The 24,804-nt window shown below is 60.6% G+C and carries 22 protein-coding genes; 19 read left to right on the forward strand and 3 right to left on the reverse strand.

From position 1 onward, the window contains the following. Nucleotides 1-15: 15 nt before the first annotated feature. The 8 genes from KVT38_RS12905 (at nt 16) to KVT38_RS12940 (ending at nt 10,235) form a co-directional block, all read left to right on the forward strand. Nucleotides 16-4,149: a TIGR02680 family protein gene (locus tag KVT38_RS12905; protein ID WP_217594135.1), complete on the forward strand. Its 4,134-nt coding sequence runs from the start codon at nt 16-18 to the stop codon at nt 4,147-4,149. Further along, nucleotides 4,146-5,537: a DUF2399 domain-containing protein gene (locus KVT38_RS12910; RefSeq protein WP_217594136.1), complete on the forward strand. Its 1,392-nt coding sequence runs from the start codon at nt 4,146-4,148 to the stop codon at nt 5,535-5,537. The genes KVT38_RS12905 and KVT38_RS12910 overlap by 4 nt, the downstream gene beginning before the upstream one ends. Beyond that, nucleotides 5,527-5,961, forward strand: a complete 435-nt coding sequence (locus KVT38_RS12915; RefSeq protein ID WP_217594217.1) for a hypothetical protein — start codon at nt 5,527-5,529, stop codon at nt 5,959-5,961. Before KVT38_RS12910 ends, KVT38_RS12915 begins: the two co-directional genes overlap by 11 nt. Before the next feature lie 32 nt (nt 5,962-5,993). Further along, nucleotides 5,994-6,926 carry a 5'-nucleotidase gene (locus KVT38_RS12920; RefSeq protein WP_217594137.1) on the forward strand — a complete coding sequence of 311 codons (933 nt, stop codon included), beginning with the start codon at nt 5,994-5,996 and terminating at the stop codon, nt 6,924-6,926. Between the two features lie 63 nt (nt 6,927-6,989). Next, nucleotides 6,990-7,895, forward strand: coding sequence for a glycoside hydrolase family 43 protein (locus KVT38_RS12925; protein ID WP_217594138.1), 906 nt, complete (start codon nt 6,990-6,992; stop codon nt 7,893-7,895). Nucleotides 7,896-8,175: 280 nt separating this feature from the next. Next, nucleotides 8,176-8,376, forward strand: a complete 201-nt coding sequence (locus KVT38_RS12930) for a cold-shock protein (RefSeq protein WP_217594139.1) — start codon at nt 8,176-8,178, stop codon at nt 8,374-8,376. Nucleotides 8,377-8,438: 62 nt separating this feature from the next. Next, entirely contained in the window at nt 8,439-8,678 is a 240-nt protein-coding gene (locus tag KVT38_RS12935; protein WP_217594140.1) for a cold-shock protein, read from the forward strand. 168 nt (nt 8,679-8,846) lie between these two features. After that, nucleotides 8,847-10,235 carry an MATE family efflux transporter gene (locus KVT38_RS12940; protein WP_217594141.1) on the forward strand — a complete coding sequence of 463 codons (1,389 nt, stop codon included), beginning with the start codon at nt 8,847-8,849 and terminating at the stop codon, nt 10,233-10,235. Nucleotides 10,236-10,644: 409 nt separating this feature from the next. Here KVT38_RS12940 and KVT38_RS12945 read toward each other — a convergent pair whose 3' ends face one another. Then, complete coding sequence (locus tag KVT38_RS12945) at nt 10,645-11,475, reverse strand: sugar phosphate isomerase/epimerase family protein (RefSeq protein ID WP_217594142.1); 831 nt, start codon at nt 11,473-11,475, stop codon at nt 10,645-10,647. 369 nt (nt 11,476-11,844) lie between these two features. On the opposite strand from KVT38_RS12945, the gene KVT38_RS12950 reads away from it, so the two are divergent. From KVT38_RS12950 to KVT38_RS12975, 6 genes are all read left to right on the forward strand, one after another. After that, the gene (locus KVT38_RS12950; protein ID WP_217594143.1) at nt 11,845-12,357 is read left to right on the forward strand and encodes an acyl-CoA thioesterase; all 513 of its coding nucleotides are present in this window, start codon (nt 11,845-11,847) and stop codon (nt 12,355-12,357) included. A 115-nt stretch (nt 12,358-12,472) separates the two neighbouring features. Beyond that, nucleotides 12,473-12,877 carry a hypothetical protein gene (locus KVT38_RS12955; protein ID WP_217594144.1) on the forward strand — a complete coding sequence of 135 codons (405 nt, stop codon included), beginning with the start codon at nt 12,473-12,475 and terminating at the stop codon, nt 12,875-12,877. A 5-nt stretch (nt 12,878-12,882) separates the two neighbouring features. Then, a complete protein-coding gene (locus tag KVT38_RS12960) occupies nt 12,883-13,710 on the forward strand; it encodes a ribose-phosphate pyrophosphokinase (protein ID WP_217594145.1) in 828 nt (275 codons plus the stop codon). Beyond that, a complete protein-coding gene (locus KVT38_RS12965) occupies nt 13,707-15,212 on the forward strand; it encodes a nicotinate phosphoribosyltransferase (protein WP_217594146.1) in 1,506 nt (501 codons plus the stop codon). The genes KVT38_RS12960 and KVT38_RS12965 overlap by 4 nt, the downstream gene beginning before the upstream one ends. A gap of 21 nt (nt 15,213-15,233) precedes the next feature. Further along, a complete protein-coding gene (locus tag KVT38_RS12970; RefSeq protein WP_217594147.1) occupies nt 15,234-16,001 on the forward strand; it encodes an NUDIX hydrolase in 768 nt (255 codons plus the stop codon). Nucleotides 16,002-16,029: 28 nt separating this feature from the next. Next, nucleotides 16,030-16,926 carry an ADP-ribosylglycohydrolase family protein gene (locus KVT38_RS12975; protein ID WP_217594148.1) on the forward strand — a complete coding sequence of 299 codons (897 nt, stop codon included), beginning with the start codon at nt 16,030-16,032 and terminating at the stop codon, nt 16,924-16,926. Here the strand turns inward: KVT38_RS12975 and KVT38_RS12980 are convergent. After that, entirely contained in the window at nt 16,923-17,837 is a 915-nt protein-coding gene (locus KVT38_RS12980) for an ArsR/SmtB family transcription factor (RefSeq protein WP_217594149.1), read from the reverse strand. The two genes, KVT38_RS12975 and KVT38_RS12980, sit on opposite strands and share 4 nt — an antisense overlap. Nucleotides 17,838-17,989: 152 nt before the next feature. Between KVT38_RS12980 and KVT38_RS12985 the strand changes: the two genes are divergently transcribed. From KVT38_RS12985 to KVT38_RS12995, 3 genes are all read left to right on the forward strand, one after another. Next, the gene (locus tag KVT38_RS12985) at nt 17,990-19,762 is read left to right on the forward strand and encodes a glycoside hydrolase family 2 protein (protein ID WP_217594150.1); all 1,773 of its coding nucleotides are present in this window, start codon (nt 17,990-17,992) and stop codon (nt 19,760-19,762) included. Between the two features lie 161 nt (nt 19,763-19,923). Beyond that, nucleotides 19,924-20,388: a hypothetical protein gene (locus KVT38_RS12990; protein ID WP_217594151.1), complete on the forward strand. Its 465-nt coding sequence runs from the start codon at nt 19,924-19,926 to the stop codon at nt 20,386-20,388. Between the two features lie 235 nt (nt 20,389-20,623). Further along, on the forward strand, nt 20,624-21,631 hold the full coding sequence (locus tag KVT38_RS12995) for a cell wall hydrolase (RefSeq protein WP_217594152.1): 1,008 nt from the start codon (nt 20,624-20,626) through the stop codon (nt 21,629-21,631). A 133-nt stretch (nt 21,632-21,764) separates the two neighbouring features. Here KVT38_RS12995 and KVT38_RS13000 read toward each other — a convergent pair whose 3' ends face one another. Beyond that, a complete protein-coding gene (locus KVT38_RS13000) occupies nt 21,765-22,610 on the reverse strand; it encodes an AraC family transcriptional regulator (RefSeq protein ID WP_217594153.1) in 846 nt (281 codons plus the stop codon). 191 nt (nt 22,611-22,801) lie between these two features. Between KVT38_RS13000 and KVT38_RS13005 the strand changes: the two genes are divergently transcribed. Together KVT38_RS13005 and KVT38_RS13010 are read left to right on the forward strand one after the other, a co-directional pair. Then, on the forward strand, nt 22,802-23,755 hold the full coding sequence (locus KVT38_RS13005; RefSeq protein WP_217594154.1) for a zinc-dependent alcohol dehydrogenase: 954 nt from the start codon (nt 22,802-22,804) through the stop codon (nt 23,753-23,755). Nucleotides 23,756-23,772: 17 nt separating this feature from the next. Then, entirely contained in the window at nt 23,773-24,768 is a 996-nt protein-coding gene (locus KVT38_RS13010; protein ID WP_217594155.1) for an NAD-binding protein, read from the forward strand. Nucleotides 24,769-24,804: the final 36 nt, after the last annotated feature.

Consider the following 24,804-nt stretch of genomic DNA (forward strand, 5'->3'; position numbering starts at 1 on the left):
CGGCAGGAGGCTACGATGGAAAAACAAATGCGCAACCGCTGGCAGATGAACCGGGCCGGCATTCTGAACTTCTGGTTCTACGAGGAGGAGGAGTTCGAGCTTGGAGACGGGCGCCTCGTGCTTCGCGGAACGAACGGCGCGGGCAAGTCCGTCACGATGCAGAGCTTCGTGCCGCTCGTGCTGGACGGCGACAAGCGTCCGCACCGGCTGGACCCGTTCGGCTCGAAGGACCGCAAGATCGAATACTACTTGCTTGGCGACCAGGAGGAGCATACGGACCGGACCGGCTATCTGTGGCTGGAGTTCGTACACCCGGCCAAGGGCTTGTACAAGACGATCGGCATCGGTCTGCGGGCGAGACGAGGCGTGGCGCAAGTCGGCTTCTGGGGATTTCTGCTGGAGGACGGCCGCCGCATCGGCGAGAGCTTCTGGCTGTACGACCGCTTGCTGGAGCAGGAGGGACGGGGCAAGTATCCGCTCGACCGGCGGTCGCTGGAGACGGAGATCGGCGCGGGCGGACAGGTCGTGCAGGAGCAGCGGGCGTACCGGGAGCTCGTCAACCGGGCGCTGTTCGGCTATCACGACAAGGAGGCGTACGCGGACCTGCTGCAGCTCCTCGTCCAGCTGCGAAGCCCCAAGTTGTCCAAGGACGTCAAGCCGACGGCCATCTACGAGATTCTCGTCCAGGCGCTGCCGCCGCTGCACGAGGAGGAGCTGCGTCCGCTGTCCGAGGTGATGGAAGACATGGACCAGTTGGCCGACCGGCTGGACGAGCTCAAGCTGCATCAGGCGGAGCTGGACAAGCTGAGCCGCAGCTATGAGCAGTACAATCGCTATTTGCTCTATCGGAGCGGCGAGCAGCTGCTGGATTCGCATCGGGACCGCGAGGCGTCCCGCCGGCAACTGTCCGCCTTGTCGAAGGAGCTGCAGGAGGCGCAGCGGTCTCAGACGGAGGCGGATGCGGCAGACGAAGCGAATCAGGCGGAGACGGTCGTCGTCGAGACGGAGCTGGAGCTGCTCGGTCGCAGCGAGGCGATGGAGAAGCAGCAGGAGCTGGAAGCGGCGGAGCAAGGGCTGCAGGAGACGGAGCGGTACGCGGACGAGGCGCAGCGGCGGCTGACGGACGCGCTCCGCAGCCGCGAGCGCGCGGAGGCGGACGCCGCGAAGGCGCGCAAGGACCAGGCGGAGCAGCTCAACAATCAGCGCGATACGCTGGCGGAGCTGGACGAGCTGTCTGCCGAGACGGAATTCGCGCATCACGGCGTCTACGCGAGGTACTGGCAGCCGGAGCCGCCGGCGGATACCGCGTTCCTCGGCGCGTGGCGCCGGGATGTCGAGGACCATCGGCGTTCGCTGGCCGAGGCGATCGCCTTGGCGGAGCGCGAGCAGGAGGCCGGCCGCCTCGTCGCGGAGTACGACAGGCAGCTCGGCGAGCTGCGCGCCGAGCGCGATCTGGCGGAGCGCGCCAGCCGGGAGGCGGAGGATGCCTCCGAGGATGCGCTGCGAAGCTGGAAGGAATCGCTGCTGATGTGGAAGCAGGGACTTGCCGCGCTGCGGATCGGCGACGAAGCCGTGCAGGCGATGCTGCGCGCGAGCGCCGAGCTGTCGTACGAGAGGCAGTCGCTCGAGCCGGTGCTTGCTCCTGTCCGCGTCGAAGCGGATCGTCAGCGGCAGGCTTTGGTGGAGGCGAAGCTGGCGCTTGCGCAGGAGGCGAAGCTTGCGCAGGCGGAGCTGGACGGGCTGGCTGCGGAAAAGCAGGCCTGGGAGCGGCAGCGCGAGCCGGAGCCGGCGCGCAGCGAATCGCGGCGGCGGACGCGGAGCGGGTACGCGCCGGGCGAAGGCGCGCCGCTGTACGAGCTGTGCGAGTTCCAGTCGCACATCGGCGAAGACCAGCGCGCGGGCATCGAACGGGCGCTGCTGGACAGCGGCGTGCTGGACGCCTGGCTGCGCGCCGACGGCAGCTATACGCTGGCGGACGCGGCGACAGAGGAAGCGTGGATCGTAGCCCAGCCGCTGGAGTGGGGCTACACACTGGCGGACGTGCTGAGACCGACGCCTTCCGCGGAGTCGGGCCTGACCGAGGCGCAGGTCGAGGCGGCGCTCCGCTCGTTCGCGTGGGGCGAAGCGTTCGCGCCGGAGTCGCTTGACCGTACGCAAAGCGCGGTCGTCGGCCGCGATTATTATCAGCTTGGCCCGATCGTGGGCAAGACGGACGGTTCGGCGCACCGGGCGCAATACATCGGCAAGGAGGCGCGCAGGCAGTTCAAGCTGGCCGAGATCGCCCGGTTGTCGCAGGAGATGGCGCGGTGCGAGGAGACGCTGGCTGCGCTTGGTCTGGCGATCGGTGAAAAAGACGCGGCTATCGCGGCGATCGGGCGTGAGCTCGCGGCCTTCCCGGCGAACGACGAAGCTCGCGGTCCGCTGCTGGCGGCCTGGGCGGTCCAGTACGAAGCGGCCATGCGGTTCAAGCTGCTGCTCGAGCGGGAGCACAAGCTCGCGGACCAGCTGCGTGCCAAGCAGCAGCAGTGGGGAGAGCTGAAGCAGGCGTTTTTGGCGGCGGTGTCGGTCTGGTCGCGCCTGCGCACGCTTCGCGATCTGCGGGAGGCGCTGGGTTCGCTCGCCGTTTACGGCGAGAAGATCTCGCAGCTGCATGCCGACTGGCGGGAGTACCGGCAACGCGGCGCGGAGGCCGAGCGCTGCGAGGAGCAGGCCGCGGCGTACGGCGAGGCGGCGGAGCTTGAAGAGGAGCGGAGGGACGAGCTGCTCGATAAAAAGTTCGCGATGCGGGTCAAGGTCGAGCAGCTGCGCAAGCTGATGGAGGAGCTGGGCATCGCCGATCTGCATGCACGCATCAGCGGACTGAGGGCCAGGCGTCAGACGCTGCTGGCGGATCGGAAGCGGCTGATCGAGGAGGCCAGACAGGCGGCGGCGCGCTTTGCGGTGCTCCGGGAGCGCCAGTCGGTGCTGGCAGGGCAGGAGCAGGAGATGTCGGAGCGGCTCGAGCGGCGACTCGCCGACTTCGTGACCGAATGGCGCTTGGCGCTTGTTCCGGAGACGGAGGGGCTGGAAGCGCCGGCAGCCGGCGAAGAGAGGTTATGGCTGCCGCCGTGCAGGCGGATCGTCGAGCTGCTGGAGAGCCGGGTCGGACGCGCCAATAAGGAGCGGCTGAGCGGCGTGCTCCAGGACCAGTACAACGCGTCGAAGCATCTGCTCGGCGAGTACGCACTGGAGGCGGAGATCGCCGACACGGGACGGATCACGCTGCTGTCGATGCGGGACCGGACGCGGCCGCAGAAGCCTTCGGCGCTGCTTGCGGAGATGGCCGCGATTCTCGCCGAGCAGGAGAGTTTGCTGAGCGACAAGGACCGGGAGCTGTTCGAAGAGATCATCCTGCGCAGCGTCGGCAAGTCGATTCGCAGCCGCATTCAGCGGGCGGAGCTGTGGATGAAGACGATGAACAAGCTGATGGCCGAGCGGGATACGTCGAGCGGCCTCAAGCTGCAGTTGCAGTGGCTGCCGAAGGCGGCGCAATCGGAGAACGAGCTGAACAGCGACGAGCTCGTGGCCCTGCTTCGCAAGGATGCGCATCTGCTGCACGACGACGAGGTGGAGCGGCTCGTCGGACATTTCCGCTCGCGCATCCAGTGGGCCAAGCAAGGCGCCGCCGAGGAGCGCGAGACGCTGCGCAAGCACATCTACGACATGCTTGATTACCGGTCGTGGTTCCAGTTTTCGCTGCGCTACAAAAAAGGCGAGGAATCGCAGTACCGCGAGCTGACGGATTCCCGGTTCAACGTACTGAGCGGGGGTGAGAAGGCGATGTCCATGTATATTCCGCTGTTCGCCGCGACCTATTCGCGCTATGCGGACGCCAGTCCCGACGCGCCCAAGATCATCTCGCTCGACGAGGCTTTCGCGGGCGTCGACGACGAGAATATCCGGGATCTGTTCGGCTTGCTGTCCGAGATGGACTTCGATTATATGATGACATCCCAGGTGCTGTGGGGCTGCTATGACACCGTGTCCGAGCTCGGTATCAGCGAGATTTACCGGCCGAAGGACGCGAACTACGTCACGGTATTCCGATATCGCTGGAACGGCAAGCGTCTCGAGCCGCTCGGAGAGCGGGGAGACGATCCCGGATCATGAGCCTGGAGACGGAAGTTCGCCGATATTTCGGACAGGCGGGTTTTGCGCGATTTCTGACGGAGCTGCGAAGGCAATACCAATCGTCGAAAAACGGAGCGAGAGGCTACGTCGCGCTGAGCGACGTATCGGAGGATGAACGCGAGGCGCTGGATGCATTTTACGAGACTTACAGTCCGCCGCCCGCAGCCGGCGAAACGCGACGCTATTCGATCAAAAAATTTGCCGCCTTGCTGCAACAAAGCCGGTTCGGGCTGACGGTGCCGGAGCTGCTCGCGATGCTGGCCGGCGAATCGGTGCTGACGCTCGGCGAGCGCCAGCAATTGATCGATGCGGAATGGAACCGCATGATTGAAGGCGAGCTTGCGGCGGCGCTCCTGGACGCGGACGGCGACGACCGGGCGATCGCGTGGGCCGAGGGGCTCGCCGCGGAGCGTTCGCCCGGTTCCCGCACGCTGCGGCTAATTTTCGCGAAGTCGCCGCTGGACGCGCAGCCTGCGCTTCGGCATGCGCTGGCTGGACTGCATATGCTGCTGGCTTCGGCGCTGACGATGCGGCCCATACGATTGCCGATTCTCTCGGCTTTGGCGACGGGGGACTCGCATGCGCTGGATTGGAAGCGGCCGGGCGGGCGACTGTTCTGGTGGGGGTTGGCTTCGATCTCGGGTCTTGTGCCGACTTCAATGACCGAAGAGGAGACGGGCGGCGAAGCGGACGGGACGCCGACGGATGCAGGCGTTACGCAAGCGATGCTGCTGCGCGACGTGTACCGCGCCTGCGGCGTCTCCGATGACGATCTGTCCTCGCAGGCGATGCTGTATGCGCCGGAGCTGTACGGCCCCGAGGAGCGAATCTTGACGCTTCGGCAGGTCGAGCGGCTGGACGCGGACCGACTGAGACGCCTTCGTGCGCCGGCCATCCACATGGTCGAGAACCCTGCCGTGTTCGCCGTGCTCGCGGACGCCGACGCGGCACGCGCGGATCGTACGGAGAAGGATGCGATCGCTCCCGTGATCATTTGCGGAAACGGCCAACCGACGCTGGCCGTCGTCGGGCTGCTGGAGCGATTGATCTCGGCGCTTCCCGATATCGCGCTATATTATTCCGGCGATCTGGACTATGCAGGCCTGATGATTGCGCAGAGTTTGCAGAAGCGCTTCGGCAGCCGATTCCGCGCATGGCGGATGAGTCTGGACGTCTATCGTCGGCATGCGCACGTCGGCGTGCCGATTCAGGAGGCCGAGCGCCTGCGGTTGCAGCGAAGCGTCTTCGAGTGGGACCCGGCGCTTGGCCGGGAGATCGCCGAGAAAGGCGTCAAGCTTCATCAGGAATTGTGGACGGACGAGTTGTTGGCAGACCTGACAGGCAGGGGAAGGGATCATGAAGCATAAAGGCTTGACGAGGCCGAAGCGCTTGCCGCTCGGGAAGAGCTGGCTTGAACGATACCAAGGGAAAAAGCCGATTCGTGACTACCGCAAATACTTCGATGTGCCATCGGATTGTGCGGTCCAGGAACTTCAAATGCTGGGATTGGCGCTCACGAAAGAGGAGATTGCCAAGGGGCGCAATGGAGAAAAGGCAAGGGCCAGGAACCGAAAAGCCAAAGAGCAAAAAGCGGCCGCGAAACGACGATCGGCTGCGGCGCCTAAAGAAGTAAACGACGATCTGCCCTGGCAGGATGAAAATTTCTTTTTTATAGTCGGCTATACGGACTGGGGATTCCCGTATGGAATCACCTGGGAGGAGGAGAAGCAGATGAACAACGATGCCAGCCTTTTTGCTACTGCTCCGCCGGAAGACATCATCGTCGATTAGGCGGGAGCGCGCCCAAACTTACGGAGGAACCTATGCCATTTCCCATTGAAGAAAAGTTCGTCGTCGCGGTCGCGTCCAGCGCACTGTTCAATCTGGAGGCATCGGACAAGGTGTTTAAGGAAAAGGGGGAGGAGGAGTATCGTCAGTACCAGCATGCGCACGAGGAAGAGGTGCTGCATACCGGCGTAGCCTTCCCGCTGATCAAGCGGCTGCTCATGATCAACGGCAGTGACCCGGACGATCAGCCGGTCGAGGTCGTGCTGCTGTCGCGCAACGATCCGGATACGGGACTGCGCGTGTTCAAGTCGATCCAGCATTTCGGGCTGCCGATCACGCGCGCGGCATTCGTCGCGGGGCGCAATCCGTTCACGTATATGGATGCCTTCAACGCGTCGCTCTTCCTCTCGGCCGATCCCGACGACGTGCGGTCGGCGATCCGGATGGGACTGCCGGCGGCGCAGGTGTACCCGACCGGGTTCGTCGACGACGACCGGGAGCAGGAGCTACGAATCGCCTTCGACTTCGACGGCATCATCGCGGACGATTCGGCGGAAGGCATTTACCAGTCGCAAGGCATGCAGGGCTTCCACGAAAGCGAGCGAATGAAGGCGGCGGAGGCGCTGCCGCCCGGACCGCTTTTCCGGTTTTTCAGCGAGCTGGCGCGGCTGCAGCAGCGGGAGTGGGACAAGAAGATGAGAGACCCGGACTATTCGCCGCGCGTTCGGATCGCCATCGTGACGGCTCGGAACGCGCCTGCGCACGAGCGCGTCGTGACGACGCTGCGGACGGCCGGCATTCGGGTGGACGACGCCTTTTTCCTCGGCGGCATCGAGAAAGCGCGTGTGCTCAAGGTGTTTCGGCCGCATATTTTTATAGACGATCAGGTGGGCCACATCGAAGGCGTATCGGGTTATTATCCGACGGCGCACGTGCCGTTCGGGGCAATCAACAGCGCGGCATTCTAGTAATTAACGACCTGACGGCCGAAAAAGTCGGCGTGAACCGAACATAGAAGGAGTTTGTGACCTATGAAAATAAACAATCCGATCGTGCCCGGCTGGTACGCGGACCCCGAAGCCAGAACGTATGGAGGAAAGCACTGGATTTTCGCCACACGCTCCTTCACTGAATATACGATGCAGATGAATCTGGACGCGTTCAGCTCCGTCGATCTCATCCATTGGGAAAAACACGAGGGCATCGTAGATATGGCCGATTTTCCATGGATATGGAGAGCGGTCTGGGCGCCGACGCACATCGAGCATCGGGGACGATATTACCTCGTATTCGCCTCGAACGACATTCAATCGGACGATGAGGTCGGGGGCTTGGAGATCGCCGTGGCCGACCGTCCTGAAGGGCCGTACCGGGGCTATCTCGGGAAGCCGCTGGTGGACAAGTTCGTTCATCAAGCTCAGCCGATCGATGCGCATCTGTTCAAGGACGACGACGGAACCGTCTATCTGTATTACGGCGGCTGGGGTCATTGCAACGTCGCGCGGATGAACGAGGAGATGACGGGGTTTGTTCCTTTGACGGACGAAGGCGATGGGGAAGAGGTATTCCGCTCCATTACGCCGGAGGGATACGTGGAAGGCCCTTGCATGATCAAAAAGGACGGGCTTTACTACCTCATGTGGTCGATGGGCGGATGGACCAACGGCACGTATCGCGTAGCGTACGGCGTGAGCGACAGTCCGTTCGGTCCGTTCGAGAACGAGGGCACGATTCTGGAAAGGCAGGAGCCGATCGCGGAAGGGCCGGGCCACCACGGTTACCTGCACCTGCCGGAGACGGACGAATGGCTGATCGTATACCATCGTAGAACGATCGGCGACACGGAGCCGGGGAATCGCCGGTTGTGCATCGATCGCATGCGGATCGGCGGCGGCAGGATCGAGCCTGTCGTTATGACCGATAGTTGGGAGCGCTGAGGTCGCGGCCTTGAGCGAGGCCGGGCGAAGACGGAAGACACCAGGCCTTCCCCTTTATTCGGGGATACCTGGTGTTTATCGATTGTGGGCGGAGATCGGTAGAGGCGATTCAAATTGCTTTTCTCCGGTTGCTATGGTATAGTTGATTTATTGGAATTGTGACCTTAAATTCATCTATTGCAGAGGGTTATTATTTTAATGACTAACCTTGTGCAATATATGAATTTTTTATTTTGTATCTTAAAAATGAGAAGCTCATGTAAAAATTGGAGGTGTTTCTATGCAAGCAGGAACAGTTAAATGGTTTAACGCGGAAAAAGGATTCGGATTTATCGAGGTCGAAGGCGGCGAGGACGTATTCGTACACTTCAGCGCCATCGTCGGCGAAGGCTTCAAGTCGCTGGATGAAGGCCAGCGCGTCGAATTCAACGTCGTCCAAGGCAATCGCGGCCAGCAAGCCGAGAATGTCGTCAAACTGTAAATGAAGAGCGAATCCCCGAACGACTCGTTTTGGGGATTTTTTATTTGAAGGGGGACGATCCATTGAATTATTCCTGGAATAAACCGTTGGAAAATTTGCCCGAAGAAATGACGACGATCTGGTCCTGCACCAAAGACGGCTGCAAAGGCTGGATCCGCGACAACTTTTCGTTCGAGGACGTGCCCACGTGCATGATCTGCAAGTCGGTCATGGTCCGCAGCGAAAAGGTGCTGCCGATTCTGATCTCGTCGGACCACCAGCTTAAGCAGCATCGGAAAAACCAGCGGAAAGCGGCGCTGTAAGCCGTTCTTCGGCGCAAGCAGGCGTTTTTACCCTATATGCGATCCCTGTCCGCAGCCTGCCGAGGTTGTGGATTTTTCTTTTTGCCACTAGAATAGGACCCGCAGGTAAAACGCTTGCTTGCAAGGCGGCAAACCAACCAACCATTAACCGGGAAAAGAAGTGATAAGGTGAGACCGCTTCAGATCAAGGCGCGGACGCACGCTTATCTGGACAGGCGTTTGACCGGGTCGTCCATGGATTACCGCAAGGTGATCGCTTTGTTCATCCCGATCCTGATCGACCAGGCCTTTATCGTAGGTCTCAATCTCGTAAATACCGCCATGATCAGCTCGTCCGGCGTCGCGGCGGTCGGCGCGGTCAGCACCGTCGATTCGCTGAACATTTTTCTGATCAACGTCTTCGTCGCCGTAGCCACCGGAGGCACGGTCGTCGTCGCGCAGTACAAGGGCAGCGGCAACGACGGGATGATCTCCAAAGCCGCCGCGGGCACGGTCGCATCGGTCGCGCTGCTGTCGCTTGGCATCGGCTTGCTGGTGGCGTCGCTGCATGCGCCGGTGCTTCAAGTGCTGTTCGGCAGAGCGTCGCCCGACGTGTTGGACCACGCTCGCGTGTACTTGATCGGCAGCTGCGCTTCCTACCTCGGCATCGGCGTCGTTCAAGCCGTGTGCGGGGCGATGCGGGGCATCGGGCGATCCCGGGTGTCGCTGTTTCTGTCGCTCATTATGAATCTGTTGTATGTGGTGTTGAATTTTGTCTTTATCAACGCGCTCGACATGGGCGTGCTTGGCATGACGATCGCGGTCAATATCGCGCGCTATACGGCGGCGGTCTGTGCGTTGGTGTACATTTTGCGGATCGATACGTCGCTTCGCCTGCGCATCGGGCAACTCGTCCGCGTGCCCTGGGACATGTTAAAGAGGATCATGACGATCGGCGTGCCGTTCGCGGCGGAGCAAATGTTTTTTAACGGCGGCAAAATGCTCACCCAAGTGTTTATCGTCAGCATGGGCACCTACGCGCTCGCTGCGAACGCCATCAGCGGTACGATCGCCATGGTGTATCAAATTCCGGCCGGCGCGATGTCGCTGACGATCGTCACGGTCGTGGGACAGTGCATCGGGGGACGCAACGTCGGGGACGCTCGCAAGTTCATCAAGTCGTTCATCTGGCTGTCCTCCTGCTCGTTCGTGGTGATGACCGCCATCCTGATGCCGCTGTTCCATCCGCTGGTGAGCCTGTTCCATCCGCCGGCCGACATCGTGGACGATATTTTCTGGCTGACGCTCATCAACGCGATCGCGCAGATCCCGCTCTGGTCGATCAGCTTCATCCTGCCCGCGGGACTAAGGGCTGCCGGCGATGCGCGCTTTACCTCGATGGCGTCGATGATGTCCATGTGGCTGTTCCGGATCGTGCTCGGCTACCTGCTTGGGATCACATTCGGATTCGGCATTATCGGGGTTTGGCTCGCAATGAACTGCGAATGGGGCGTGCGAGGCATCCTGTTCCTGAAGCGGTTCCGCGGTGACAAGTGGTATGCGAAAAAGCTGATTTGAGGACTTTGATGGATGCAAAAAGGGATGAGGCAGCGTGGGGCTGCTTCATCCCTTTTTGCAGTGAATCGTATTTTGCGGTGCATCACATGCCCCCACCGTCGTCTCCCGCCATCTAGCGCGCAAAAGTGATACGCGCAAGCTGCGGGCCGGCGTTGTTCCTATCAAGGAACAACCGGGAGCATCGCGCGAGTCGCCAGCCGGAATTGTTCCTATCCAGGAACAACCGGGAGCATCGAGCGAGTCGCCAGCCGGAATTGTTCCTATCCAGGAATATCCTGGTGCTTTGCACAAGCCGCGAGCCGGCGTTGTTCCCAGCCAGGAACAACTATGCGCCTGCCGCGCCGAGGGCTTGTAGCCAGCTGCCGCAGATGCGCCGGTCACGCCCCCGGTTCAAACGCACCAGCCCCGCCTAACCCCGGCGAGCCGCCTCACGTCCCTCGCGCACGAAGCGCTTCGCGGCTTCCATCTGCGGCACCGTGACGGCTTCGAGCGTGACGAAGCCGTGGGGCTTCTGCGCTTCGAGCTTCTCCCAGAAGCGGGCATAGTGCAGCTGCCCGAGTCCGGCAGCGGTCTCCTGGACACCACCGTCCGCGGTGCGCACCAGGTCCTTGGCATGGGCGCTTACGATGCGCGGGCCGAGCAGCCGGAAAGCTTCGTCGACGATCCGGTCCTGATCGTCCAGCGTGCGGCCGCTAAGCAGGTTGCACGGATCGAGGACGACGCCGACGCATGACGAAGGGAAGCGCTCGATCGCGGCCGCGAGCGTCTCGGGCGTGTCGATCAAGTGGCCTTGGGCGGCCTCAAGCCCGATGACGGCCCCCCACCGCTCGGCTTCCTCGACGAGCTCCTCGAGCGCGCGTTCAAGGAGCGCGGAATGCTGCGCGAGGAGGCTGGCGTCCTGGGGCACGCCGACCTCGGTCGCCACGATCGGCGCACCGAAGTGCCGCGCGTGGCGTAGATGTTCCTTGAACCGATCGACGTTATACCGATAGTTGTCCTCATTAAGATCAATGAGGCTGGCGTAGCAGCCGAGCACCGCGATCCGGACGCCGCGGTCTGCGAATGCACCGCCGATCTCGCTTGCGAGTCCGGGGCTGAGCTTGCCGAGGGAAAAGTCGATGTCGGCAATGGCCTTGGACAGCGCCAGCTGCACGTACGGGAACCGATGCTCGGCCACCTTGTCGGCCAACTGCGCGTACGGCAGCGTACCGAGCAAATGCGCTAAAATGCCAACGGTCATGGAATTGCTCCTTTCGTGCGCGTACGATCGCGCTCGCCGTTCTTGGCGTTCATCTCATTCGACTCTTCGACTATTCGACGCCGGACCGTGCCTTCCTTCCACATCCCGCACTCTTCCCGCACTGTTCCACCTTCGCTCTTCCTCCCGCACTCTTCCCGCACTGTTCCACCTTCGCTCTTCCTCCCGCACTCTTCCCGCATTGTTCCACCTTCGCTCATCCCGCCCCACCGTTCCTCCCACCTTCGCTCTTCCTCCCGCACTATTCCCCCTGGCCCTTTGCCTTCCGATCGCTCCCGGAGCATAAGCACCTCCAGGCTGGGGACAATGAGCCAAGCAGACCATCTACAGGATAAAGGAGCGCGAGCCGAGTTGGAAAAGAAATTCGTCAGAGAGACCCGCTGCGTCAAAACCTCCCGCGTATTTCCGACCGACGTCAACAATCACGAGACGCTGTTCGGCGGCAGGCTGATGTCCCATATCGACGACATCGCCTCGATCTCCGCGTCCAAGCTGTGCCGGGTCACGGCGGTCACGGCTTCGACGGACTCGGTCGACTTTTTGCTCCCGATCCGGCAGACGGACTCGGTATCGCTCGAGGCCTTCGTCTCGTGGACGGGCAAGCGGTCGATGGAGGTATTCGTCAAAGTGATCCGCGAGGATCTGCGGACCGGAGAACGGAGGATCGCGGCCACCTCGTTCCTCACCTTCGTGGGGCTCGGCGACGACAATAAGCCGGTCTACGTGCCGCAGGTCGTCCCCGAGACGGACGAGGAGAAGAAGCTGTTCGAGACCGCGGAGCATCGTAAGGAGATGCGGATTATCCGGCGGGAGCAGAGCAAGGCGTTCGCCGATTTTTTGCTCGCCAAATACCCGTGGGAGTAAGGCACGCGCCGGCTTCGGCGCATTTTTTATTTTTCGGCGTATAACAACGCTTGACATTTTTTAATATTGTCATTATGATAATATAAAAATGAGACAATAAAGCGAGGCGATCCCGATGGACTACTATCTGGAGGACGATCATGTCGTATCCCGGCTCGTGGCGGAGTGGCGCAAGTACGGCCGGCTCGTCGTCGCGTACGACTACGACAATACCGTGTTCGATTATCATCGCGCGGGTCTCTCGTTCGAAGACGTGCCGCGACTGCTCAGGGAATGCCGGGAGATAGGCGCCTACCTCATCGTCTTTACCGCCTGCGCAGCGCCGCAATATCCGGCAATCGCGGCCTACCTGACGGACAACGGCATTCCGTTCGACGCCATCAACGAGGATCCGCCGTTCGTGCCTTCTACGGGCGGCAGGAAGATCTATTTCAACATTTTGCTCGACGACCGGGCGGGACTCGGCTCGGCTTACCGGTGCCTCCAGTCGGCGGTGGATATTATGAAGCGGGGAGCGTGAACGAGATGATTCGACTAAACGGACAGACGCTGGACTTCGAGACGTATCCGAACGGGGAGACGCGGGTAAATGGGGAACGAATCCTTGCGCTGGCCCGCGAGACGGAAGGTAATCGGGTCGCCTTCAAGTACGAGACGGACGCGGACCTGATCAAGCTGATGTTCGTAAAAAACTATCTGGACGACCACGGATTCGGGCAACAGACGGTACTGGACATCTATTACATGCCCTACAGCCGGATGGACCGGACGGAGGGGGCCTCGGCATTTACGCTGAAGTACGCGGCGCGAATGATTAACGCCATGAACTTCGCGCGCGTGACCGTCGTGGAGCCGCATTCGGACGTCACGCCGGCGCTGCTCGACCGCAGCGAAGCGGTGTATCCGACGCTTGAACTGCTGAGTCGGGTGACGACGGAGACGGGATTCGATCCGGCGGCGGATTATCTGTTTTTCCCTGACGCGGGAGCGCAGAAGCGATACGGCCAAGTAGACGGCTTCAGGCAACTGGTCGGACACAAGGAAAGAGACTTTCGCACGGGGCGCATTCAGAAGCTGGATGTCGCCGGGCGCGTCGACCGAACGGGGTTCAAGGCGATCATCATCGACGATCTGTGCTCGTACGGCGGCACGTTCCTGCTGAGCGCGGAGCGGCTCCGGGAGCTGGGCGCCGAGCGGATTTATCTGCTCGTGACGCACTGCGAGAACGCGATCCGTCAAGGCAAGCTTCCTGCTTCGGGGCTGATCGAACGCGTCTATACGACGGACACGATCCTGGACGGACCAAGCACGGACTTCATCCAAATTTATCCGATCGGAGGCATGCTGCCATGACCGCGACGAATACGAACAACTACGTTTACCCGGCAACGCTATTGTGCGACTTCTATAAGGTGAGCCACAAAAATCAATACCCGCAAGGCACGGAGCTCGTCTACTCGACCTGGACGGCGCGCGCGAGCCGGATCGCCGAGATCGACAGAATCGTAGCTTTCGGCTTCCAGGCTTTTATCAAGGAATACTTGATCGATTACTTCAACGTTCACTTCTTCGGCCGGACAAAAGCGGAGGTGGCGGACGAGTACAAGCGCGTCATCCGTTATGCGCTCGGCGCGGAGAACCCCGATGCCGCTCACATCGAAGCGCTGCATGACCTCGGCTACCTGCCGATCAAGATTAAGGCCGTTCAAGAAGGCGGCCTCGTGCCCGTCAAGGTGCCGATGCTGACGATCGAGAACACGCAGCCCGCGTTTTTCTGGCTCACCAACTACCTGGAGACGCTCATGTCGTGCCAGCTGTGGGGGCCTGCGACCAGCGCGACGCTTGCCTTCGAATATCGGAAGCTGCTCGAGGACTTCGCACGCAGAACGAACGGCGACGCATCGGGCGTGCCCTTCCAGGGACATGACTTCTCGATGCGGGGCATGGGTTCGCTGGAGGCGGCCAAGGCGAGCGGCGCAGGGCACCTGCTCTCGTTTACCGGCACGGATACGATTCCTGCGATTTTATATCTTGAGGATCACTACGGCGCCGATATGGAAAAAGAGCTGGTCGGCACGTCGATCCCGGCGACCGAGCATAGCGTCATGTGCGCGCACGGACGGGACGAAGCCGCTTCGTACCGCTATCTGATCAAGGAAGTGTATCCGAACGGCTTCGTGTCGATCGTTTCGGATACTTGGGATCTGTGGACCGTGCTCGACGTCGTTATCCGCGGACTGAAGGACGACATTCTGAGCCGGGACGGCAAGGTCGTCATCCGGCCGGACAGCGGAGATCCGGTCAAGATCATCTGCGGCGACCCCGATGCGGAGGAGCCGCTCGCGCGGCGCGGCGTCATCGAGATCCTGTGGGACATCTTCGGCGGCACGACGACCGACCGCGGCTACAAGCAGCTCGACAGCCACATCGGCGCGATCTACGGGGACGCGATCACGATCGCGCGCTGCCGGGAGATCTGCGAGCGGCTCGCGGCCAAAGGCTTTGCGTCGACCAACATGGTGTTCGGCATCGGGTCGTTCACGTACCAGTACAATACGCGCGACACGTTCGGCTACGCGCTCAAGTCGACGTACGCGGTCGTGGACGGCGAGGAACGCAAAATTTACAAAGACCCGAAGACGGACGCGGGCAAGGTCAAAAAGTCGCAAACGGGGCTTGTGCGCGTCGTTCCGCAGGACGGTACGATGATCTGTATTGATAATCTGAACAAGGAAGAATACGATCAATACAGCGGGACCGATCTCTTGGAGGACGTGTTCGTCGACGGGCGCCTTGTGCGCGAGCACACGCTCGGCGACATCAGAGCCAGACTCCTCGGGAACCTGCAGGACTAAGCGACAGGGGTCATATTCCAAATGAACGATAACCACGCAGGATCATACTCGGCCGCCGGATTCCGCACGCCCGACGGCGCGCCGACGGACATCGTCGTATTCACCATCACGAAGACCGAGCGGACGGGCGCGAAAAAGGCGCTGCCCCTCCGCCGACTGGAGGCCATGCTCATCAAGCGGCAGCAGTGGCCCTGCGAAGGCATGTGGGCGCTGCCGGGCGGTTTTACCCGCGAAGGGGAGACGGTGGAGGCGTGCGCGCGGCGGGAGCTGCAGGAGGAGACGGGCGTTGCTGACGTGCACCTGGCGTACTTCAACGTCTACAGCGAGCCCGGCCGCGACCCGCGCGGCTGGATGATCTCCCACGCTTTTTTCGCGCTCGTCGAGGAGCGGTTCGTGGCGAGCCGCAGGACGTCGGACGAAGCGTCGGACGTGCGGCTGTGGCCGGTCGAGGAGGCGCTTGCGATGGAGCTGGCGTTCGACCACCGGGCCATTTTGCGGGATGCCGTAGAGCGGATTCGCCGGGAGATGCTGACGACGACGATCGCCAGGGAATTTCTGCCCGAGACGTTCACGATCGCGGAGCTGTATCAGGTGATCAAGGCCGTCGTGCCGTCGTTCGAGGAGAAAAACTTTATCCGCAAGGTAACCTCCACGCAAAGCCGCAGAGGCATTCTGGAGGAGGTGCGCGACGCGGAAGGCCGGCCGGCGATGTCCAACCGGTACTCGCAGCGGCCGGCGCAGCTGTACCGGTTCACCGATTATGCGCCGGAGCTGTCGATCTACGGCTAGAGAACGTACGCGGACGGAGGCGGAGAAAATGGAACTGGAGGAACGAATAAGAGGCGGGCTGTACGGCGTGGCTGTCGGGGATGCGCTGGGCGGCACGACGGAGTTCATGTCCCCGCGGGAGATCGCGGCGCGTCACGGCTATCTGACGGAGATCGTCGGGGGAGGCGTATGGCGCCTCGAACCCGGCGAGGTGACCGACGACACGATGATGACGCTGTGCGTAGCGGACGGAATATTGACGGCGCCGGACGATCCGATCCGGGCGATCGGCGACCGCTTTTTAAGCTGGTATGCGTCCAAGCCCAAGGATATCGGGAACATTATCCGAACCGTGCTTGCTACGTACGAGGGCAATTGGTTCGAGGCCGCGCTGCTCGCGGATCTGAATCTCGGGCAAAGCGCGGGCAACGGCTCCTTGATGCGATGCCTGCCCGTCGCGCTGTGCTATCCGGATTGGTCCGACGTGTCGCGCGTGTCGCGGATGCAGTCCAAGATGACGCATTACGACGAGCTGTGCAACGAGGCATGCGGGATCTATAACCGGATCGCGTTCGCCATGCTGGACCAAGACGCCGAACTCCGAGAAGCGATCGCCGCCGCCGTTGCGGGCACCGCTTATGAAGAGATGCTCGCCGCGGAGCCGAACTGCGAGTCCAGCGGCTATGTCGTGCATACGTTCCGCTGGGTGCTGCATCTGCTGCTGACGTCGGATTCCTTTGAAGAAGTGGTGCAGCGTGCCGCGAATCAGGGCGGGGACTCCGATACGATCGGCGCGATCGCAGGCGGACTGGCCGGCGTACATTGGGGCTTCGCCGGTATCCCCGAGCGCTATTCCTCGCGCATTTTGATCAAAGAGCGGCTGGATCGGACCGTCGCGGCGATGCTTGCGCTGAGGACGAAGGACGGCTTGGCTCCGCAGCGTTAATAAGCGACGGTCGCCTCGATATCGTGGGCATAGTTGCCGAAGCGGCTTCCGAACAGGCTGACGCCGCCCGGATAGCGGGCGTCTTCGGCCGAAGCGATGCGCAGCCGGATGTCGCTGCCCGCGGTCAGGCCCAGCGTTCCCATCGTGATGTCCGACATTCGTACCCCGTCGATATAGCTGCCCTCCTCGTTCACCAGCAGCGTCTTCAGAACGCCGTGCTGCGAATTGCTGGAGCCCCACCATTCCGGATTGAGCCTGCCGCGCTGGCTTCCGAAGTCGCCGGGACAAGTCCATACGCCGAGCTCGACGCCGTTCACCGAAAAAGCGATGTCCGACGGCCAATCCTCCCTGTAGCCCGGCGCTTCCGAGCCGATCTCCAATGTGACACGGAGCTCTCTGGCCCGCGCATCGCCGACCAGATAGTTGGGCACCCGATACTCCACGTAACCGCTGGCGAACCAGAGATGATGCGCTTCGACGCGCTCGGGCGCATCGAAGTAGCGCGGATCGTCCAGCAGGCCGATGAGTTTGCGCGGCGAGGCGAGCCCGCAGGTCGGCTTGACCTGGTAAGCGGAATAGTGTCCGATCGGAATGGAGACGGCGTAGCTGGACGGATCGCGCGCTTCCGGCTTCCGGGCGTCCGCCTGAAATAGAAGGACAAGCCGTTCCAGGCTGAGCGTGCATATTTTCTGTTTGCCGCGGGTGCCGGCGGCCATATGGGTGGACACGATGCCGGCCTGCTCGAGTTTCTGCATATGCTTGGTTACGATCGCCGACGAGAGCGAGAGCTCGTCCGCGATCTCTTTGACGTACATCGGTTTGTCCCGCAGCATCTCAATGATGCGCACCCGCGTTTCCGACGACAGGCACTCCAGCAGCGGCATATGCCGCGTGCCGACTTCGATCTCCATGTCGTTCCCCTCCGTCTTTATAGTTAATCGTGGAGTTAATTATACTACATAAGAGTTGACAATCAAGCCGGTTCGGGATAAGATTTGATCGAATACGGTTATTTTATTATTAATAATTAACATTACAGTTAACCATTCAGGAGGTAAAACCGATGTCCGAAGTTCAGAAGCAAGCCCCCAGACAGGATTATCCGAGACCGCAGTTCGTTCGGGACAGCTGGGTCAATTTGAATGGAGAATGGGAATTCGAGTTCGACGATGCCGCAGTCGGCATCGGACAGCAGTGGCAAGGCGGCGCTCGCGAATTCAGCCGTCGCATCCAGGTGCCGTTTGCCTTTCAAAGCAAGCTGAGCGGCATCGGCGAGCCGGACTTCCACGATATCGTCTGGTACCGCCGCGCGCTCTCTCTGCCGGCAGACTTTAAGGGCAAGCGCGTCATATTGCACTTCGGGGCCGTCGACTATGAAGCCTCCGTATGGATCAACGGCACGCTCGTCGCCACGCACGAGGGCGGGCATACACCGTTTTGCGCCGACATCACGGACGCGTTGCGCCCGGAAGGCGAAGGCGATACGCTCGTCGTCCGCGCCGTCGACTACAGCCGCGACGTTACGCTGCCGCGGGGCAAGCAGTACTGGCTGTCCGACTCCGCGAGCATTTTCTACACCCGTACGACGGGCATCTGGCAGACCGTATGGGCGGAGGCTGTGTCGTCCGCGCATCTGGCTTCGGTTCGCTGGACGCCGGATATCGACCGCAACGACATCGGCCTGCAGCTGGCGGTGGCGGGATGGGCCGGTCAGACCGACCTGAAGGTCAAGGTCGACATCACTTTTGAAGGCGAGCCGGTATCGAGCGATATCTACACAATCCGTTCCGCGAACGAAGCCCGCACGATTCAGCTGCAGGGGCTGAACGACCATGGCCAAGGACGCTGGTGGTCGCCGGAGAAGCCAAACCTGTATGACGTCAGCCTGACCTTGTACGAGGGGGAAACGAAGATCGACGAGGTGTCCAGTTATTTTGGGATGCGCAAGGTGTCGATCGAAGACGGCAGGTTCAATCTCAACAACCGCCCTTATTTTCAGAAGCTGGTGCTTGACCAGGGCTACTTTCCAGACGGCAACCTGACGCCGCCGAGCGACGAGGCAATCCGCAGGGATGTCGAGCTGACGAAGGAGATGGGCTTCAACGGCGCGCGCAAGCACCAGAAGCTGGAGGATCCGCGCTATCTTTATTGGTGCGACCGGCTCGGGCTCCTCTTGTGGAGCGAAGCGGCCAACGCCTACCAGTACTCGAACGACTATGTACGCCGCTTCGTCGGCGAATGGCAGGCTTCGATCGCGCGCGACTACAACCACCCTTGCATCGTCGTCTGGGTACCGCTCAACGAGAGCTGGGGCGTGCCGAACATTCAGATCGACGAGCAGCAGCAGCACCATGCGCTCACGATGTACCACTTGACCAAGTCGCTGGACGCGACGCGTCTGGTCGTCTCGAACGACGGCTGGGAAATGGTAAAGACGGACCTGCTCAACATCCACGACTACGAGTATCGGCGCGAGGTGCTGGAGACGCGCTACGCCGAAGCGGATCGCGCGGCGAACGGCATGCCGTCCGGCCGACGCCTGACCGTCGGCGGTTATGAGTACGAGGGTCAGCCGATTCTCGTCACCGAGTTCGGCGGCATCGCCTACAAGAAGAGCGACTGGGAAGGCTGGGGCTATTCCGGCGCGGAGGACGACGAGGACTTCGCGGCGAGGCTGCGCGCGGTCATTCAGCCGCTGCTCGGCTCGGGCGTCGTCCAGGGCTATTGCTATACGCAATTGACCGACGTCGAGCAGGAGATCAACGGATTGCTGACGTACGACCGCGTGCCGAAGCTGCCTGTCGAGGCGATTAAAGCGATCAACGAGGGGAAGTAAAGGCAACGGTAGCTTCGCTTGGTACGCCACGTGCGACTTCGGCCTATCAAACTCGCAAGAAAATAGGTTCCAAAAATAGACGGTCTCATAGTTAAACGGACAATCCCTCGGGTGCTCGTCTCCATAGATTGGAGTATCACCGATCAAGGAGGGATTTGTAGATGATCAACAAAAGAAAGCCGGTCGCGAAGGCGGCTCCCAAACGTGCAAAAGCCAAGGTGCTCAACCCGTTGCTGGAGGTATATTCGGGCACCAACTTTTCCGGCACGTCCAAACGCTTCCGCGGCAACATCGGCGTGCAGCGCCTGTCGTCGGTCAACCTGAACGATACGCTCGAAAGCCTGAAGTTTTCTTCGCCGACCGGCAGCGGCACCGTGGTGCTGTTCGAGAACAACAATTATAAGGGCGAGTACGTGAAGTTCAGCGCCGGCAACGTCGACGATCTCGCGGATTTCAACTTCGCCGACCGGGCATCCTCGCTCGTGGCGACGTCGCTCACGCTGTCCGATGCCGACATTCTGGAGATTCAGCAGAACGGTCTTAAGAACAACTTCGGCGAAATTTTGAGAATCGTGCTGGCCGCGAGAATCCGGCGTGCAGCCAAGCGCAGAAGCGGCAAAAAATAATCGGCTCCAAACCGCGTCCGGTCCCGGACGCGGTTTTTTGGCACGGACAAAGCTGGCAAACCTCCAATCGATGGGCAAAACGAAATTTGAAGGCGAATGATCGCTAATTTCGAAGGGTTTTGGACAAGCAAGCGCTTACCCAGGATGAAAAATCACTCATTTTTAAATTTTTCCTTTTTAATGTCTGTATAATAGCGAACAGTGCTGATCATGGATTTCATTTCGTAAAAGGGAGATGAAGCTCATTCAACGGCTGACCAGAATCGCGATCCTGGCGCTTGCGCTTTTCGTGGCGCTTGGCACAGGCGCGGCATTCGCAAGCGCGAGTAGCACGAACAGCAAGATTAGTACCCTATACATAGCAGACGTTAAAGTTGAACTGAACCTGAGCTTATGGACGGTCGGCGGGTGGACATATGCGCCGGTCAAGGAGCTTGCGGACCTCATGCGCTGGACGCTCGAGTACGACGGCGAGTCCGGACGCACGACGATCCGCAACGATCTCGGCGACGTGCTCGCCTTCAAGGCGGGATCGTCCGACGTCGCGCTGAACGGACGCACCTACGACATCGGCGGCACGGTCCGGCTGAAGGACGGCGTCACGTACGCGCCGCTGCGCGTCGTCGCCGAGTCGATGCATGCCAGCGTCGGCTGGAAGGATCAAGAGAAGGTCGCAGTCCTCCAGCAAGAAGAGCTGTATACGGTCGCCGCCGGCGACACGCTCTGGCGCATCGCCGAAGCGCACGATACGACCGCGGCCGCGCTGAAGGCACGCAACGGGCTGCCCGACGAAGCGCTGTCCGTCGGACAGCAGCTCAAGGTCGTCGCGCCAGAATTCCTCGATCCGGACGTCTCCGAGCAGAAGGCGACCGCCGCCGCGGCGGAAGCGATCGATCCCGACGAGCTGACGCTGCTCGCGAAGCTGGTGGAGGCCGAAGCGGGCAGCGAGCCGTACGCGGGCAAGCTCGCCGTCGCGAGCGTCGTCATGAACCGTCTGCACAACGACAGGTACCCCGACACACTGCGCGGCGTGATTTACGCGCCGGGGCAGTTTTCCCCGGCCGGCAACGGCAGCCTGGAGCGCGAGACGCCTTCCAAGGACAGCCTCAAGGCGGCCAAGGCTGCCTTGTCCGGGGAGAACAACGTTCCCGGCGCCTTGTCTTTCTTTAATCCGCAGCTCGAGCCCGGCAAGGCCAAACGCGTCAAGGCGATCAAGAAGATCGGCCATCATGTGTTCGTCTAGCGGCATAGCCGGATTGTTCGGCCGGCCGGCATAGGCTGATTACAAGCCAGAGCGGGACCTTCGGTCCCGCTCTTTGTTTTGGCACATACGCCAAGCGCACATCGTCCGGCCAAGCCCGTTTCAGACGTTGCCTTCATTCTTGTCTCCTCGTCAACTGCTTTCTCCACGTTGCGGGACTTTGTCCGTACGCTTGCTTGAACACTTTTCCGAAGTAATGAACGCTTTGAAATCCTGTTTGTTCCGCGATCGTTTGAATAGTCATTTCGCTGCCGGACAAGTAGCTGACGGCTGCCTTTAGGCGCAAGTTGCGCAAATATTCGAAGGGGGTAATTCCTCTTTGTTTTTTAAACAAGCGGATCAGGTAGGAAGGATTCAGATGGACCAGTTGGGCGAGTGTATCTAACATAATATCCTCTTTGTACCGCCAATCCATATAATCCAGGACGATATCGATCGCCTCCCGCTCGTTCCACTTGCGCTGTTCCGCCGCATTTAATGACGGCTTGGCGGTTCCGTCCAGCAAATGGGCGATAAGCTGGAACGCTTTTTGAATTTCAAGCAGACATACTTGCTCAAGATGGACTTTGGCTTGCGCGGCTTCCGCCGTGTAGAGATGATAAGCTGCATCGAGCGCTTTGAGAATGAGATCGGCCAGCAGCGACTTGGCATAGAAATCGTTCCGTTGCTGCCGTTCATTCCATCTGTCCATGTGATCGTCGCGCAGCGGCGGTTCAACGTTAAAGGTGAGCTCCCAGAACCGGTATCTGGACTCTGGCGACAGGCTTTTGACTTCGTGCGGCGTGGAAGGCGTCAGGAAAAATACCGCCGGCGCTTCGGCCAGGCAGGTCTGGCCTCTCCAATGAAAGGACACTTTGCCTTCGGTAATATACAACACCTCGTAACTGAGCAGATGGACTCCCCCGCTGAAAGCCTCGTCTCCTTGCACGAGTAATCCCGCGCTGCATGTCCGTATATGCATCCGTTTTCACCCCTTGTACAAAAAGTCAATAAAGTGCAATAGGGATTAAAGATATTCTTTTATAATAGCTATAAAATCGTGATTGCTTAATGGCAATAAAGTATATCAAGTACAAATACATTTTGGTAGGCCTCCTGTACACTCAAGCGTGTGACGACGAACAGAACACACGTTGAAGGGTGGATAATCGGATGAAGGCGCTTCAAATCACTGGAAAAAACCAATATGAGATTGTCGAGACTGAGCTGGCTCCTCCCGCGGACGATCAGGTGACCGTGCAGATTGAGATCGTATCGACTTGTCCCCGATGGGATATGAACATGATGGCGGGCAAGGATATGTTCGATCCGGCCGTTCAGCCCGATTATCCGCTGTTGCCGGGATTTCCCGGGCATGAGATGGCAGGAACGGTCGTGGCGGCGGGGGCGGGCGTCTCGGGCTTAAAAGTAGGCGACCGTGTAGCCGCTTTAGAGCACTTGATCGGTCCGGGGGCTTATTCAGAATACTTGAATTACAGAGCGCACGAGCTGATTAAGCTGCCGGACGATGTGACCTGGAAGCAAGCCGTTTCCTTTGAACTGCTCAAATGCGTGTTGATCGGACTGCTTCAATTCGGCGATATCCAAGGCAAATCGATGCTCGTATCCGGGCTGGGACCGGCGGGCATGCTCGCTCTGCAGGCCGCAAGCCTGATGGGAGCGGCTCGCGTGACGGCAGTCGATATCAATGCGGAGCGTGTCGCCTACGTGAACAGTCTCGGCATCGGGGAAGCCAGGCTTGCCGGCGAGCTGGGAGACGAACGCTTCGATCTGGGTTATGACTGCGTAGGCGCTGCCGCGTCCGTACAAGGGCTGCTGGAGCGTATCGATTCCCATCTGGTGATCTTCGGCGTGCTGAAGGGCGATGTGCGCTACGGCGAGCATCTGTGGCTGAAGGGCATCAAGCTCGAATCATATAAATATCGCAGCTTCGGCGCGGAGGACCAGGCGCTGCTGCTGGATCTTGTAGCGAAGAGGGGCCTTAATACCGAGTGTCTGCAGACCCATCACGTCCCGCTTAGCCGTTATGAAGACACGGTCGCGCTGCTTAACCGGCAGGAGGCCATCAAAGTGTATTCGTATCCGAAGACGGATTTTACGTCCTAGTGGAAGGAGGGCTTTCGATGAAAGCGGAAGCGGTTGTATTTACCGACGTCAGACAAGTTCGTTATATGGAGGTCGAGGTTCCCGAGCTTGGACCCGAGGACGTATGCGTAGAGCTGGAATACTCGTGGATCAGCAACGGCACCGAATCGTCCTTTCTGTACGGGGAGCGAATCAGCGGAGAGCAGGTGACGCGACCGGGCGATCCGCTGCCGTTCCCGCAGGTCGCAGGCTATCAGAAGGTGGGCATTGTGCGCGGCATAGGCGACAAGGTCGAGGGTCTTGGCATAGGCGACCGCGTATTCGCTTCGATTAGCCAAGTCGAAGGGATGAAGTTCTCGACGGGCGGCCATATCAACCCGTCGATCACCCATCGGAGCCAGGTTTGGAAGCTGCCGGAGGGGGAGGACCCGCTCGCATACAGCGGGCTCGTCCTGGCTCAGGTCGGCTACAACTGCGGAATTCGGCCGGCGGTCTCGGCAGGAGATACGGCCGTCGTCATCGGCGACGGGATGGTGGGACAATGGGCGGCCCAGACGCTGGCTCATCGCGGCGCCAAGGTAACCGTACTCGGCCGGCATGAGGAGCGTCTCCGGCTGCTGCCTGCGGACATCTCCGCGTTTAATTTGAAGGAAAACCGGATAGAGGATTGGCTCGGCGAACGTTCGGACATCGCCGTCGTCGTCGATTCCGTAGGCGCGATGGACACCTTCTGGAAGCTGAAGCCGGCCATGAAGCTGAACAGCCATCTCGTATCCGCCGGCTTCCTGGGCAGCAGCGGCACGATCGATATTCAGGAGCTCAGGGCCCAAGAGATAACGCTGCACTGCCCGTCCGGCTGGACGAAGGAGCGGATGGATGCGACGCTGGAGGGGATACGCGAAGGCTGGCTGCAGACGCTGCCGCTTATTACGCACCGATACCCCGCGCAGCGGGCGGAGGAAGCCTGGGCGCTCATCATGGAGAAGAAGGAATTTTTCCTCGGCGTTGTGTTGGACTGGAGGGCGCAGGCCTAAGAGGGCAAGACAGAGCAAGGAAAGACAAGAGATGCA

Source organism: Cohnella sp. GbtcB17 (assembly GCF_019091135.1).
Lineage (GTDB): Bacteria > Bacillota > Bacilli > Paenibacillales > Paenibacillaceae > Cohnella.